Origin of the sequence: Pseudomonas sp. KCJK9111 (assembly GCF_046231935.1) — a bacterium.
GTDB classification, from domain to species: Bacteria; Pseudomonadota; Gammaproteobacteria; order Pseudomonadales; family Pseudomonadaceae; genus Aquipseudomonas; species Aquipseudomonas parafulva_B.
In genome coordinates this window covers 36,739-52,057 of record NZ_JBJJMO010000004.1, presented here as the reverse complement: position 1 = coordinate 52,057, position 15,319 = coordinate 36,739, and the positions used below count along the sequence as shown (strand labels likewise).

Genomic DNA, 15,319 nt, shown 5'->3' with positions numbered 1-15,319 from the left:
CCATGTCCAGCGCCCCGCTGATCGAACCCGGCATTCGCATCACCCTTGCCGAACTCATCGACATGCGCCACCGCGTGCGCGAAATCCAACTGTTCTCCAACCCCGGCCAACGCAGCCCGCTGGTGGGCCTGCACCATTCCAAGCTGCGGGGCCGGGGTGTGGACTTCGATCAGGTGCGGGTGTACCAGGCCGGTGACGATGTGCGCAATATCGACTGGCGGGTCACTGCCCGTACCCAAGAGCCCCACACCAAGCTGTTCCACGAAGAACGCGAGCGGCCGATCTTCATTCTCGTGGAGCAGAGCCAGCGGCTGTTCTTCGGCTCCGGGCTGGTGTTCAAGTCGGTACTGGCGGCTCAGGCAGCTGCCCTGTTCGGCTGGGCCGCGCTGGGGCACAACGACCGGATCGGGGGGCTGGTGTTCGGTGACAACGATCCCCACGAGATCAAACCCAGGCGCAGCAAGCAAAGCCTGCTGCAACTGCTCAATCGCCTGGCCAAGGTTAACCAGTCGCTGCACACCGAAGGCGTGGCCCAGGCCGATAGCCTCGGCCTTGCGCTGCGCAGGGCGCGGGAAGTATTGAGGCCTGGCAGCCTGGCCATCGTGATTTGCGATGAGCGCTCGTTGACGCCCCAGTGCGAACAGCACCTGGCCATGCTCTCCCGTCACTGCGACCTGTTGCTGATGCCGGTATCGGACCCACTGGACCACGCCCTGCCGGCAGCCGGCTTGCTGAGGTTCGCGCAACGAGGTGCGCAGCTGGAACTGGACACGCTGGACGAAGGGCTGCGCCAGGCCTACCGGCAACAGGCCGAGGCGCGCATCGAGCGCTGGGAATTGATGGCGCAAAAGCTCAGGGTGCTGCTGATGCCCCTGACCACGCAAAGCGAGATGATCGAGCAATTGCGCGATTACCTGAGCGCACAACGCCTGGGCAGCGCCTCGTGAACCCGCTTGACCAGTTGCAGCCATTGATCGCGCCCCCGCCGATCAGCCCATGGCCGCCGGCGCCTGGCTGGTGGCTATTGCTGGCGTTGGTGCCCGTGCTGGCCTGGGGCCTGTGGCGCGTGCGTCACTGGCGCCCCCGCAAACGGCCCGTACCCCGCACCGAGCAGCCGCTGGACCCGGTGCGCGTGGCCGCCCTCGAGGAACTGGCGCGCCTGCCCCGCCCTTATGACAAAGCGCCTGCCGGCGCCTGGCTGCAGCAGATCAACGCCCTGCTCAAACGGCTGTGTCGCAGTCACTACCCCTTGGCCAACAGCCACACGCTCAATGGCCGGCAGTGGCTGGCGTTTCTCGACAACCGCTGCCCGGCGGCAGGCCTGACCCGCTGGATGGTGTTGGTCGAAGGGGCCTACAAGCCCGAATGCCGCCTGGACGACAAGGCCATCGCCGGGCTCAGCCAGGCGGTGGAAACCTGGATTCGCAAGCATGTTTGAACTGGCCTGGCCGTGGATATTCGCCTTGCTGCCCCTGCCTTGGCTGGCACGGCTCGTCCTGCCTGCCGCCGACAGTGGGGAGCCCGTGCTGAAAGTCGGCTTCCTCCAAGAGCTCGAAAGCCTGGCGGGGCGCCGCGCCCGTCTGAACCTGCCAACCTGGCGCCAGCAGGCCCCGTTCGTCGTGATCTGGCTGCTGTTGCTGTGCGCCGCCGCTCGACCCCAATGGCTGGGCGAGCCGATGCCGGTGGCAGCCAGTGGACGCGATCTACTGGTGGCGGTAGACGTGTCTGGCTCGATGGACTTCCCGGACATGCAGTGGCAGGGCGAGGACATCAGCCGGCTCGACCTGGTGAAGGCCCTGCTGGGCGACTTTTTGCAGGACCGTGAAGGTGACCGCGTGGGGCTGATCCTGTTCGGCAGCCAGGCCTACCTGCAGGCTCCGCTGACCTTCGACCGGCGCACGGTGCGCACCTTTCTCGATGAAGCCCAGATCGGCATCGCCGGCAAGAACACCGCTATCGGCGACGCCATCGGCCTGGCCGTCAAGCGGCTGCGCCAGCGGCCCTCGCAGAGCCGGGTACTGGTGCTGATCACCGACGGGGCCAACAATGGCGGGCTGATCCACCCCCTCACCGCCGCGCGTCTGGCCGCTCAGGAGGGCGTGCGCATCTACACCATCGGCATTGGCGCCGACCCGCAAGCCACCGGCACCCCTGGCCTGCTGGGCCTGAACCCCAGCCTGGACCTGGATGAAGCGTCCTTGCGCGAAATCGCCGAGACCACCCAGGGCGCGTATTTCCGCGCCCATGATGGCGCCGAACTCGACGCCATCGGCGACACGCTGGACCGGCTGGAACCTGTGGCGCAACAGCCGACCCAGGCGCGTACCGCCAAGGCCCTGTATGCCTGGCCGCTGGCCCTGGCGCTGCTGCTGAGCGTGCTGCTGGTGATCAGCGTGCAGTGGCCGGACAACCCGCTGCAGCGCCAGCTGCGCAAGCCGCGCTTTCTGCAACCGCACCCACAATGGCGGCAGCGCCTCAAACGCCTGCGCCTGAGGAGGCCGCGATGATTGATCTGTGGCCCCAATGGCTGCGCCCGCTGTGGTTGTTGAGCGTGCCCGTGCTCGGCTGGTTGCTGTTCAAGCTATGGCACCGGCGCAGGCGCGCCGGGCGTTGGCAAATGATCCTGCCCCCGGCCTTCCACAACGTGCTGCTCGGTGGCGGCAGCGGCACCACCAGCAAGCTACCCTGGATAGCCTTGGGCCTGGCCTGGCTGCTGGTGGTGCTGGCCCTGCTGGGCCCGAGTTGGCAACGCGTGGAGGAAAACCACCAGCGGCCTGCCGACCCTCTGGTCATTCTGCTGGAACTGACCCCGCAGATGCTGGCCGAGGACAGCCCGCCCAATCGCCTTGAGCAGGCGCGCCGCAAGGTCCTCGACGTACTTGAGCACCGCCGTGACAGCCAGACCGCACTGGTGGTCTACGCAGGGTCGGCGCATACCCTGGTGCCGCTGTCCGATGACCTGGCCACCACCCGCAACCTGCTCGAAGCACTCGACCCCTCGATCATGCCCAAGCCCGGCCAACGGGCAGACCTTGCCGTGCACAAGGGCTTGGCGCTGCTCGCCCAGAGTGGCCTTGGCCAGGGGCGATTGCTGCTGGTCGGGTCCTCGCTCAGCGCCGCCGAGCGCCAAGGCATCAGCCAGGCACTGGGTCGCCACGGTCCGAGCCTGCTGATGCTGGGCATCGGCAGCCGCGACGGGGCGCCAGTGCGCCAGGCCAACGGCGAATTTCTCAAGGACGACCAGGGCGCGATCCTGCTGCCAAGGCTGGACAGTGCAGCCCTTAGAGGCTTCATCAACGGCACCGGCGGGCGTTACCGGCATGCCCGCATCGATGACCTGGACCTGCGCGGCCTCGGGCTGTTCGACAACCCGCGCAGCACACGCAGCGAGGGCCAGACCTTGCAACTGGACAGCTGGGCCGACCAGGGGTACTGGCTGCTGATTCCATTGCTGTTGCTGGCAGCCTGTGCCGGTCGGCGGGGTTGGCTATTCTGCCTGCCCCTGTTGCTCGCCCTGCCCCAGCCCGGCCAGGCGTTCGAACTCGAGGATCTGTGGCTGCGCCCCGACCAGCAAGGCCAGCGCCTGCTCGAACAGGGTCGAGCCGCCGAAGCCGCCGGTCGCTTCCGTGACCCCCAATGGCGGGGCATGGCCCTGTACCAGGCGGGTGACTATGCCGGCGCCGCCGAGGCCTTTCTGCAGGTGGACACCGCCGCCGCCCACTACAATCGCGGCAATGCCCTGGCGTACAGCGGTGAACTGGAAGCCGCGCTGGACGCGTATGATCAAGCCCTGGAGCGTCAGCCGGACTTGCAGGCGGCGCTGGACAATCAGGCCCTGGTCGAGCAAATGCTGGCCCAGCGCCAGGGCAAAGCTGCCGAACAGCCCGGCAGCACCGAAGCCCAGGGTTCGCCAGGCCGTGAAACCGAGGGGAACAGCAGCGCACAAGGCAGCCCGGCAGAGCCTGCGCCCGGTTCCGACGAGCAGGCCGGGGACGGCGCCTCGGCGCAAGGCGACGGCAGTGACCAGGGTGCACCTGGCAACCCGCCAGGCGAGGATGACGATGTGGTCGAACCACCCCACACGCCTGTCACCACCGCGCTGGATGCCGAGCAACGCCAGGCGCTTGAACAATGGCTACGAGAAATCCCCGACAATCCCGCGCAGTTGCTCCGGCGCAAATTCTGGTACGAACAGCAATTGCAACAGGAAACCCCACGATGAGTCGCTGCGGCGTCTTTCTCCTCATGCTGCTCTGGAACCTGCTGGCTCATGCCGAGCCGTCGCTCAAGGCCAGTGTCGACCGTACCCGCCTGGAAGCCGGCGAGAGCCTGGAGCTGACCCTCGAAAGCCAGGATGTGACCGAGTTCGGCAAGCCTGACCTGCGAGCCCTGGAAGGCGACTTCGAGGTGCGTAGCACCCGGCAGCTGAACAGCCTGCACACCCTCGATGGCGAAACCCGCGCCAGCACCCGCTGGATCATCACGCTCCTGCCCCGGCGCAGCGGCAGCCTGCAGATTCCTGCCCTGCAACTGGGGCAGTCGTTCAGCCAGCCGGTGGACCTGCAAGTGCTGCAGGCCGATGCCAACCGCGAGGACAACGCCCAGGTATTCATCGAGGCAACCCTGGACAGCACCGATGTCTACGTGCAGGCCCAGGCTGTACTGACCCTGCGCATCTACCATTCGGTGGCGCTGTATGACGACAGCAGCCTCAGCCCGCTGCAACTGGACAACGCCAAGGTCGAGCCCTTGGGCGAATCGCGCACCTACGAAAAGGAAATCCAGGGTGTGCGCCATGGCGTGATCGAGACGCGCTATGCGGTCTATGCCCAGCAAAGCGGCACCCTGGACATTCCTTCACTGACCTTCACCGCCACGGCTGCGGCCAGCAGCCAGGCCGAGCAGAACGGCAACGGCGCTGCACGTGCCGGCCGCCAGATACAGGTCAGCTCACTGCCGCTGCGCCTGACGGTACGGCCCGTTCCGGCCCAGTGGCCAGCCGGACTGCCCTGGCTGCCCGCGCGTAGCCTGACCCTGGAGGAACGCTGGAGCCCCGATCCTGCCGCCCAGCAGACCCAGATCGGCGACTCGTTGACCCGCACCGTCACCCTGCGCGCCGGAGGCCTGTCCAGTGCTCAGTTGCCGCCAGTACCGCCCACCGAGGCCAGCGGCCTGCGCCGCTACCCCGACCAGCCGTTGTTGCGCAACGAGATCAGCGAACGGGGCATGACCGCCACCCGCGAGGAACGCGAGGCGCTCATCCCCACCCACAGCGGCCCGCTGGCCTTACCTGCGCTGGAAGTGACCTGGTGGAACACACGCGAAGATCACCTCGAGCACAGTGGCCTGCCTGCACGCTCGATCACCGTGCAGGACAACCCTGCCCTGGTGGCCGAGACTCCGGTGGTGGGCAATGGCAGCAGCATGCTGCTGTGGCCTTGGCAGGTGGCGACCCTTGTGCTTGCGTTGACCACGCTACTGGGCTTCACCCTGTGGTGGCGTGCCCGTTCGCAGCCAGCGGTGCTGCGTGCGGCACAGACAGGGCCCAGCCCTCGGACCCTGCTGGACGACCTCAAGCGTGCCTGCCTGGCCAACGACCCCCAGGCCACACGCCAGGCCTTGGATGCCTGGGCGCGGCAACAACCGCAGACCCTGGCCGAAATGGCAGCGCGCTTCGTGCCTTTGTCCGACGCCCTGGATGGGTTGAACGGCGCGCTGTACAGCGAAAGCGGCCAGCACTGGCAAGGCGAAGACCTGTGGCGGGCGATCGGCACCATTCCACCGGCCGAACAGGTGCTGCTGCCCACCGGCGAGAGCGGCAGCCTGCCACCGCTGTACCCCAAGTGAGCCGGTAGCGCCGCGCGTCGTCGACCGGCGTCGCGCCGCGTACTGACCGGCTTTACCAGCCCGCACAGCGCCGCGTCCATGGGGTACCATAACGCCCTTGCCCGCCCGTGCACCTTCATATCCACAGGTCATCCATGCGTCTGTTTCACACTTCCGATTGGCACCTGGGCCAAAGCCTCCATGGCCAGGAACGCGACTTCGAACACGCCTGCTTCCTCGACTGGCTGCTCGGCCAACTGCACCTGCGCCAGCCTGATGCGCTGTTGATCGCAGGCGACGTCTTCGACACCGTCAACCCGCCGGTCAAAGCCCAGGAGCGATTGTACGATTTCATCGTCAGGGCCCACGAACAGCAGCCGAAACTGGATATCGTGATGATCGCCGGTAACCACGACTCCGGCTCGCGCATCGAGCTGCCTGCGCCGTTGATGCGCCGCCTGCGCACCCACGCACTGGGCCGCGTGCACTGGCTGGACGATGGGCAACTGGATGTCGAGCGGCTGCTGATTCCGCTGACCAACGCGCGCGGCAAGGTGACCGCCTGGTGCCTGGCCTTGCCGTTCCTGCGGCCGGCTGAGGTAACCGGCCTGCAACTGGGCGACGACTACCTGCAAGGCATCACGCGGGTCCACCAGCAACTGATCGCCGCCGCCCAGGCCAGGCAGCGCAAGGACCAGGCGCTGATCGCCATCAGCCATGCGCACATGGCTGGCGGTGCGGTCTCCGAAGACTCCGAGCGCAGCCTGATCATCGGCAACGCCGAGGCATTGCCGGCCAAGCTCTTCGACAAGGCCATCAGCTACGTCGCCCTGGGCCACCTGCACAAGCCCCAGAAGGTCAACCGCGAAGACCGTATCCGCTATAGCGGGTCGCCCATTCCGTTGTCGTTCGCGGAGGTCAACTACCCCCACCAGGTGCTGGAAGTCACTTTCGACGGCGCGGCGCTGGCCAGTGTCGAGGCTCGTCCAGTTCCGCGTGCGGTGCCGCTGCAACGCATAGGGCCGGCCCCACTGAACGAGGTCTTGACGCAACTGGCCGACCTGCCCGTGGTGGACCTGCTCGATGACCCCAACCGCCAGCCTTGGCTGGAGGTGCGCGTCGTGTTGAACGAGCCGCAGCCCGACCTGCGCCAGCAGATCGAAACCGCGCTGCACGACAAAGCCGTGCGGTTGATTCGCATCGGTGCCGAGTACGCCGGCCGAACGGCCGACGACGAAGGCCCGGCGTTCGTCGAACTGGCCCAGATGACCCCGCAAGACCTGTTCAGCCGTGCCTGGGCGCAAGCCTATGGCGACCCTGCCGATGAGCAGACGCTGGCCGATTTCGCCCTGCTGCTGCAGGACGTACAGCACGAAGAAGAGCAACCATGAAGATTCTTGCCATTCGCCTGAAGAACCTGGCATCGCTGGCGGGCCCGATCGATATCGACTTCACCCAGGAGCCCCTGGCAGGCGCGGGTCTGTTCGCCATCACCGGCCCCACCGGGGCAGGTAAAAGCACCCTGCTCGACGCGCTGTGCCTGGCGCTGTTCGGTACGGTGCCACGTCTGAATGACATCGGCCGTGAGGCCAAGGTGCCGGACGGCGATGGCGAGATCCCCACTTCGGACCCGCGCAACCTGTTGCGCCGCGGTACCGGCAGTGGCTTTGCCGAGGTGGATTTCGTCGGCGTCGACGGGCGCCGCTACCGGGCGCGCTGGGAGGCGAACCGTGCTCGCGACAAGGCCAACGGCAAGCTCCAGCTCAGCCGCCAGAGCTTCTACGACCTGGACAGCGAGCAGGTGCTGGGCAGCGGCAAGAACGAATACAAGCAGCTGATCGAGACGCGCCTGGGCCTTAACTTCGAACAGTTCACCCGCGCCGTGATGCTGGCGCAAAGCGAGTTCGGGGCGTTCCTCAAGGCCGACGACCGCGAACGCAGCGAACTGCTGGAAAAACTGACCAATACCGCGATCTATTCGCGCCTGGGCCAACGCGCCTTTGCCCGAGCACGCGAGGCGGGCGAGGCGCATGCCGCCTTGAAAGAGCGAGCCAGCCACCTGCTGCCCATGGCCACGGATGCCCGCGCCGACCTGGACCAACGTCTGGAACAGGCGCAACGCGAGCTCAAAACCGCCCAGGCTGGCGAGCGACAGCTGGAGCAGCAGCGCAGTGGGTTGATCGAACATGACCAGTTGCAAGCCCAGCAGGCGCAGGCCCGCACTGCCCTGGAGGCCGCCGAGCAGGACTGGCAAGCCTTGGCCGAGCCGCGCCTGGACCTGGCGCGCCTGGAGCGTCTTGCCCCGCAGCGCCATCAGTTTCACCGCCAGCAGGCACTGGCGGCGCAGCGCGCGCCGATCATCGCCAGGCTTGCCGAACACACCCGGCATCACGCCGAGCTGCAACAGCGGACAGCCGAGCAGCAGCAGGCGTTGGAAACAGCACATCTTGCATTGACCGCCGCCCAGGCCGCCCATAGCGACGCCGGCCCGCTGCTGCGCCAAGCCTATACGGCCCAGGACAACCTGGCCCGCCTCGATCAGCAACTGGCCGTCCAGCGCAGCGACAGCCAGCAGGCCGAACATCAAGTGGCTGAGGGCCAACAGCAGTTGCAGCAACTGCAAGCCAGCCAAGAACGCAGTCAACAGCAACTGGCCCAGATCGACACGGCGTTGGCCGAGAGCCAGCACCTGGCCGGGCTGGCCGGTGCGTGGCATGCCTATCTGCCGCAGCTCAAGCAGGTGATGCTGATCGGCGGCCGGCTGGGCAAAGGCCGCGAGGAACTGCCCGGCCTGCAGGCTCAAGCCAGCCAGGCCACTGCCCACCTGCAGGCCGAGCGCGACGCCCATGACGCCCTGTTCCGCGAAGCCAAGGCGCAGCCCAACGCCCTGGCAGAACAAATCGACCTGCTCGGCAGCATGCTGCAGGACAACCGCAAGCAGCATCGCGCCGTGGAGCAATTGACGCGTGTACACGCCCGCGTGCTCGAGTTGAGCCAGCAACAGGCCACCCTGCGTGATCGCCAGCAGCACGCCATGGTCGAGCGCCAGCGCCTGATTGGCGAAGGCACCGCCGCCAAGGCTGAACTGGAAAGCGCCGAGCAGGCGGTGAACCTGACGCGTCAACTGCTGGAGCGCCAGCGGCTGGCCCGCAACACCACGGTTCAAGCCCTGCGCGAGCAACTGCGCGACGGCGAGCCCTGCCCTGTGTGCGGCAGCGCCGAACACCCATTCCATCAGCCCGAGGTGTTGCTGCAAAGCCTGGGTGAACATGACCAGGCCGAAGAAGAGGCTGCCCAGCGTCAGGTGGCAGCGCTCAACACGCGCCTAGTCGAGCTGCGCACCCAGCTAGGTGTGGTCAATGCTCAGCTCAAGGACTTTCAGCAACAACTGCCGGCGCTGGACGAGCAGTTGCAGCCTTTGGTTGCGCAGCTTCATGAACATGCCCTCTGGCCTGCTCTGGCGCCCCAGGACGACCATGCCCGTAGCGGTTGGCTCGACGGCCAATTACGGCGTCTGGATACAGAGATCGGCAACGACGAGAAGCGCCAGCGGGCCTTGCTCAGCCTGCAGAAAGAGGCCGCGCGTCTCAACCAGCAACTGCAAGCCGCCCAGGACGCGCACCAACAAGCGCAGCGGCACCTGGAGCAACAGCACCTGGCCCTGGAAAACGACGAGCGCCTTCTGCAGCAAGGGCTCGCGGACTTGGCTGGGGTCCTGCCCGACGAAGCGCTCAAGGCGCTGCGAGACGATCCGGCCAACGCGTTTCTTGCCCTTGACCAACAGATCGCCCAGCGCCTGCAACAGCTCGACCAGCGCAAGGATGAGCTGGAAGAACAGCAAGCTCGCCAGGTCCAGCTGGACAAACTGCACGATCAACAGCAGGTGCGTGTGCAAAGCCTTGCCCAGCGTGACCAGCAGCTCAAAGCCCTGGAGGAGCAGCGCGAGCATGCCCAGGCCATGCTCGCGCAGTTACTGGGCGAGCACGTCAGTGCCGAGGCCTGGCAACAGCACATGGACGCCGCGCTGGAGCAAGCGCGCGCGGTTGAAGCGGATCTCGCCCAGCGCCTGCAAGGCTTGCACACCCAGGCTGTGCAGGTGGCCGGTGAACTGAAGGCCAGCACCGAGCAGTTGCAGGCGCTGGAGCAAGAAGCCGAGCAGCTCCAGGAGCAGATCGCCCAGTGGCGCGCCACACACCCGGAGCTGGACGATGCAGGGCTTGATCGCCTGCTGGCCATGGACGACAACCAGGCCAGTGAACTGCGCCAGCGCCTGCAGGGCGCGGAAAAAGCCCTCGAGCAGAGCCGTGTGCTGCTTCAGGAGCGCGAGCAGCGCCTGCGCCAGCACGCGGCGCTGATGACGCTCGACACCTCGGTCCAGGATGTGGACCAGGCGCTGCTCGAACTGCGTGAGCGTCTGGTCGTTCACGAGCAGGCTTGCGCCGAACTGCGGGCCCAACAGGCCGATGACCAGCGACGTCAGCACGCCTCGCAGGCCCTGGCCGAGCAGATCGAGCAGGCCCGTCAGCAGTGGCAGCGCTGGGCTCGGCTCAGCGGCCTGATCGGCTCGGCCTCGGGCGATGTGTTCCGCAAGATCGCCCAAGGCTACAACCTCGATCTGCTGTTGCACCATGCCAATGCCCAGCTGCGTCAACTGGCGCGGCGCTATCGGCTCAAGCGCGGCGGCAGTGCGCTGGGGTTGCTGGTACTGGACACCGAAATGGGCGATGAACTGCGCTCGGTGCACTCGCTGTCAGGGGGTGAGACCTTCCTGGTTTCCCTGGCTTTGGCCTTGGGGCTCGCCTCGATGGCATCGAGCACGTTGCGCATCGAGTCACTGTTCATCGACGAAGGTTTCGGCAGCCTCGACCCCGAGTCCTTGCAACTGGCCATGGACGCGTTGGACGGCTTGCAGGCCCAGGGTCGCAAGGTCGCGGTGATTTCCCACGTGCAGGAAATGCACGAGCGCATACCGGTGCAAATTCAGGTCCGGCGCCTGGGCAACGGCCTGAGTGACGTCGAGGTGTGCGGTTGATCCTCTATTCGTTTCGCCGCTGCCCCTGGGCCATGCGTGCCCGGCTCGCGTTGCGCTATGCCGGCTGTGAGGTGACCGTGCAGGAGGTGGCAATGAAACACAAGCCCGCCGCCCTGCTGGCGCTGTCACCCAAGGGCACCGTTCCGGTGCTGGACACCGGGAACCAGGTGCTCGATGAAAGCCTGGATATCATGCGCTGGGCACTGGCGCAGAACGACCCGCAAGACTGGCGCCTGTCGAGCTCGCCCGAAGCGGCGCAGCAAGCCGAAGCGCTGATCGCCGTTAACGACACCACCTTCAAGGCCCAGGTGAACCTGTATAAGTATGCCGAGCGCTATCCACAGCACTCACGGCACGACTACCGCGAAGCTGCGCAACACTGGCTGGAACTTCTGGAGCACCTGCTCCAGGACCGACCCTACCTACTGGCCGAGCACCCAAGTATCGCCGATGCTGCACTGTTGCCGCTGATCCGGCAGTTCGCCGCGGTCCAGCCCGACTGGTTCGCCACGGCCCCCTACCCGAAGGTGCGTGGCTGGCTGCAGGGCTGGCTGGGTTCGGACTTGTTCAGGGCCATTATGGCCAAGTGACCGCAGCTGTGATCGGACGAAGGTCAGCGGATGAACTTCAGGTCCGACGGCGCCGGCTGATCGAAGGTCTGTACCGTTTCCCCCAGCTTGCCCGTGAGCGGGTCGCGGCGCATGACTTTGATCTGGTTGCTCTTCTGATTGGCGACCAGCAGGAACCTGTCACTGGGGTCCAGCGCGAATTCCCGAGGGTGGTCACCTTCGACCGACCGACGTTGCACTAACGTCAACCGTCCATCCTGCTTGCCGACGCTGAACACGACGATCTCGTTGGCCGTGCCACGGTTGCTGACGTACAGAAAGCGACCGTCCGCCGACAGGTGCAAGCCCGCGCCCGCCTTGGCAGCCGTCTCCTGGCGCTCGGTCAGTGGCAGACGCTGGCGTTCGATCAGGTTGCCCTCCTGGACATCGAACATCACCACCTCGGCATGCATCTCCAAGGTCAGGTAGGCATGCTTGCCGCTGGCGTCGAACAACAAGTGGCGTGGTCCACTGCCCGCAGGCAACGAAACCGAGGCAGGCTGTGACGGGGTCAGTGGCTTGTTCGTGCTCGCCCCGTCATAGCGGTAGACGAACACCTTGTCTGCACCCAGGTCGCTGGCATAGACATGCTGGCCGTCCGGGGACGGCACCACCGAATGGACATGGGCGCTGGCCTGCCGCTCGGGGTTGACGCCGCTGGCCTGGTGGCGCGCCTGCTGAACCACCGGCTGCAAGGCACCCTTCCTGTCAACCGGCAACACCGAAAGGCCGCCGCCTGGATCGGGGTCGACCGCGTAGTTGGCCACGAACAGGTAACGCTGGTCCTGGCTAAGGCTGGCGTGGGTAGGCTCGTCGCCCTGGCTAGGCAGTTGATCGAGCAGGCGTACATTCCCATCACTGGCAATGTTGAATGCGCTGACGTGACCGTCTGCGGTTTCATTGACGGCAAACAGCAGGCGCTTGTCTTCGGAAAGCACCAGCCACGAGGGGCTGACGCTCTGTACCACCTGCAGCGGCTCGGGGCGGATTGTGCCGGCTTGGCTGTCGAAGGCGTAGCGGTAGATGCCTTGGCTGGCACCGTCTGTGTAGGTGCCAACCAGCAAGGTGGCAGCCTGGGCAGTGTAGGTCAGGGTCATGCAACTAGCGGTTAGCAGGGTCTTCCAGGTCCGGTTCATGGTCTTCTTCTTCCGGGGCGCGAAATGCATCCAGACAGATGAGTCGGTGCTCACTTTCGGCAGTGCAGATGCGCCAGTCGTTCACTTCTTTACTGGCTGCTTCGACCTGCGCGACGGTGAATACCCAACGGCGCAGTTGGCGGCCGTCCATGCATTCGATGGCAAGGCCCTGCTCGTCGCAGGTGAAATCGAACGCGTGAAGGCCGTCTATCAAAAGCATGTCGCAGTGTTGCAAGGCGCTGGCGAGAGGTGACATGGGGGTACCTGTACGGGACATTGCGTGTGGAAAAGCCCCGCATTATACCCCCATGGCCGCGCAACACCCGGTCGTTTCAATGGGCGAAAATCGACCCCCCCGCCTTGCCTGCCATCTTCTCGGGCTTGATGAGAAACCGCGCCAGCGCCGGCAGCAGCCACAGCGCACCGAACATGTTCCACAACAGCATGAAGGTCAGCATCAGGCCCATGTCCGCCTGGAACTTGATCGCCGAGAAGATCCAGGTACACACCCCGATGGCCAGGCACAGGCCGGTGAACAGCACAGCCTTGCCGGTGGAGCGCAGCGTCTGGTAATAGGCCTCCTGCAACGGCAGCCCAGCGCGCAGGAAGCTCTCCAGGCGGCTGTAGATGTAGATGCCATAGTCCACGCCAATACCCACGCCCAGCGCAACCACCGGCAGCGTCGCCACTTTGACGCCGATGCCCATGTACGCCATCAGCGCGTTGCCCAGCACCGAGGTCAACACCAAGGGCAGCACGATGCACAGGGTTGCGGCGAAGGAGCGGAAGGTGATCAGGCACATGATCGCCACACACAGGTAGACCAGGATCAGGATGGTCAGCTCGGCCGACTTGATCACCTCGTTGGTGGCCGCTTCGATACCGGCATTGCCGGCAGCCAGCAGGAACTGCAAGCCTTCCCTGTCATGGCTGTCGGCAAACGCCTTGGCAACCGCCGTCACCCGTTCGAGGGTCTCGGCCTTGTGGTCATTGAGAAACACCAGCACCGGCGCCAGCGAGCAATCGCCGTTGTACAGGCCATCGGCCCGTGCGATGGAGTTGTTGAGGACATCGGGGTTGCGCGAGAGGGTTTCCCACTTGAGGCTACCCTCGTTCATGCCCTTGATCACCTGTTTGGACACGCTGACCAGGGAAATGGCCGACTGCACCCCAGGCGTGTTTTCCATGGTCCACATCAGCTCGTCGATCGGCGCCAGGGTCGAATGCACCGAACACTGCTCGGCGGCCGTCTTGACCATGATCACCAGCACATCGGAGCTGGTGGAATAGTTGCTGATGATGAAGTTGTTGTCCTGGTTGTAGCGCGAGTCGGGCCGCAGCTCCGGTGCCCCTTGGTCGAGGTCGCCGATCTTCAGGTTCTGGCTGTACCACAGCCCCCCGGCGAAGGCGACCAGGGCCAGGGCAATGGAAACAGGCGCCACCCTGGGGCTGGCAAAGCGCGACAACAGACGCCAGAACGGATGCTCGCGCGTGGCGTCGCGCTTGCTGCGCTCGATGGCTTTCTTGCTGATACCCACATAGGAGATGGCCACCGGCAACAGGATGAGGTTGGTAAAGACGATCACCGCGACGCCGATGGAGGCACCGATGGCCAGTTCGCGGATCACGCCGATGTCGATGATCAACAGGGTGATGAAGCCCACGGCATCGGCGAGGATGGCAATCATGCCCGGCAGGAACAGCTGCCGGAACGTGCGCCTGGCCGCCGTCAGGGCGTTGTCTGCATCGCTCGATTGCAGGGCGATGCCGTTGATCTTCTGCACACCGTGGGAAATACCGATGGCAAAGATCAGAAACGGCACCAGCATCGAATACGGATCCAGGCCGAAGCCGACCGCGTGCATCAGCCCCAGTTGCAACACCACCGCCACCAATGTGGTAATCAGCACCGCGATGGTGCTGCGGATGCACCAGGTGAACCAGTACAACAACACCCAGGTGATCAACAGGGCGATGCCGAAGAACATCACCACCATGACCAGCCCGTCGATGAGGTCACCGACCTTCTTCGCGAACCCGACGATATGCACCTTCACATTGGGGTTCTGGGCCTGGAACTTGTCGCGGATCTTTTCTTCGAGCAAGTGGGAGAACTGCTGGTAGTCGAGCTTGACCACCCGCCCCGGGTCCTGCGGGTCGGGGTAACTTTCCAGCAGTGGCACGTCGATGATGCTGGATTTGAAGTTGTTGCCCACCAGCCGGCCTATTTGCCCGGACCTCAGCACGTTGTCGCGCAGGGTATCGAGGCTGGCCTGCGAGCCATCATAGGTGTTGGGAATCACCTCGCCACCGGAAAACCCCTCCTCGGTGACTTCGCTCCAGCGCACGCTCGGGCTCCACAGTGACTTGAGCCCAGCCCGGTCGACGCCTGGGATGTAGAACACCTCGTCGTGGATCTGGCGCAGGGTTTCCATGTAGTTTTTGTCGAAGATGTCGCCATTGACCGCCTCGACCGAGATACGCACGGTGTTGCCCAGGTTGGCCAGATCGTTGCGGTGCTCCATCATCTGTTCGATGAAGGGGTGCTGCAACGGGATCATTTTCTCGAAGCTGGTGGAGGGGCGAATTTGTGTGGCTTGCCAGAACAGGAAGAGGCTGACCAGCACACAGAGGATGATGACCGCCGGCCGATTGTTGAAGATCAGGCGTTCGAGCAGTGTGGCTTTGTCCTGATGATGCGGCTGCATGGGAAGGTG

General features: G+C 65.2%; 11 protein-coding genes. 8 read left to right on the top strand and 3 right to left on the bottom strand.

Features of this window, described 5'->3' with window-relative positions; all coding sequences use genetic code 11:
* Positions 1-2: 2 nt before the first annotated feature.
* The 8 genes from ACK59L_RS03005 (at position 3) to ACK59L_RS02970 (ending at position 11,448) form a co-directional block, all read left to right on the top strand.
* The gene (locus ACK59L_RS03005; RefSeq protein WP_100852594.1) at positions 3-947 is read left to right on the top strand and encodes a DUF58 domain-containing protein; all 945 of its coding nucleotides are present in this window, start codon (positions 3-5) and stop codon (positions 945-947) included.
* Entirely contained in the window at positions 944-1,438 is a 495-nt protein-coding gene (locus ACK59L_RS03000) for a DUF4381 domain-containing protein (RefSeq protein WP_058637649.1), read from the top strand. Before ACK59L_RS03005 ends, ACK59L_RS03000 begins: the two co-directional genes overlap by 4 nt.
* Positions 1,431-2,507, top strand: a complete 1,077-nt coding sequence (locus ACK59L_RS02995; RefSeq protein WP_027916523.1) for a VWA domain-containing protein — start codon at positions 1,431-1,433, stop codon at positions 2,505-2,507. Before ACK59L_RS03000 ends, ACK59L_RS02995 begins: the two co-directional genes overlap by 8 nt.
* A complete protein-coding gene (locus ACK59L_RS02990; RefSeq protein ID WP_058605511.1) occupies positions 2,504-4,222 on the top strand; it encodes a tetratricopeptide repeat protein in 1,719 nt (572 codons plus the stop codon). Before ACK59L_RS02995 ends, ACK59L_RS02990 begins: the two co-directional genes overlap by 4 nt.
* Positions 4,219-5,847 carry a BatD family protein gene (locus tag ACK59L_RS02985; RefSeq protein WP_409271776.1) on the top strand — a complete coding sequence of 543 codons (1,629 nt, stop codon included), beginning with the start codon at positions 4,219-4,221 and terminating at the stop codon, positions 5,845-5,847. The genes ACK59L_RS02990 and ACK59L_RS02985 overlap by 4 nt, the downstream gene beginning before the upstream one ends.
* 134 nt (positions 5,848-5,981) lie before the next feature.
* On the top strand, positions 5,982-7,217 hold the full coding sequence (locus ACK59L_RS02980) for an exonuclease SbcCD subunit D C-terminal domain-containing protein (protein WP_145256382.1): 1,236 nt from the start codon (positions 5,982-5,984) through the stop codon (positions 7,215-7,217).
* A complete protein-coding gene (locus tag ACK59L_RS02975; protein WP_409271773.1) occupies positions 7,214-10,858 on the top strand; it encodes an AAA family ATPase in 3,645 nt (1,214 codons plus the stop codon). Before ACK59L_RS02980 ends, ACK59L_RS02975 begins: the two co-directional genes overlap by 4 nt.
* Entirely contained in the window at positions 10,855-11,448 is a 594-nt protein-coding gene (locus ACK59L_RS02970) for a glutathione S-transferase (protein WP_409271771.1), read from the top strand. Before ACK59L_RS02975 ends, ACK59L_RS02970 begins: the two co-directional genes overlap by 4 nt.
* A 23-nt stretch (positions 11,449-11,471) precedes the next feature.
* On the opposite strand, the gene ACK59L_RS02965 is transcribed toward ACK59L_RS02970, so the two are convergent.
* The 3 genes from ACK59L_RS02965 to ACK59L_RS02955 form a co-directional block, all read right to left on the bottom strand.
* Positions 11,472-12,602: a lactonase family protein gene (locus ACK59L_RS02965; RefSeq protein ID WP_409271769.1), complete on the bottom strand. Its 1,131-nt coding sequence runs from the start codon at positions 12,600-12,602 to the stop codon at positions 11,472-11,474.
* Positions 12,568-12,858, bottom strand: coding sequence for a DUF5629 family protein (locus tag ACK59L_RS02960; protein ID WP_409271767.1), 291 nt, complete (start codon positions 12,856-12,858; stop codon positions 12,568-12,570). Before ACK59L_RS02960 ends, ACK59L_RS02965 begins: the two co-directional genes overlap by 35 nt.
* 76 nt (positions 12,859-12,934) lie before the next feature.
* A complete protein-coding gene (locus ACK59L_RS02955; RefSeq protein ID WP_409271765.1) occupies positions 12,935-15,310 on the bottom strand; it encodes an efflux RND transporter permease subunit in 2,376 nt (791 codons plus the stop codon).
* Between the last annotated feature and the right edge of the window lie 9 nt (positions 15,311-15,319).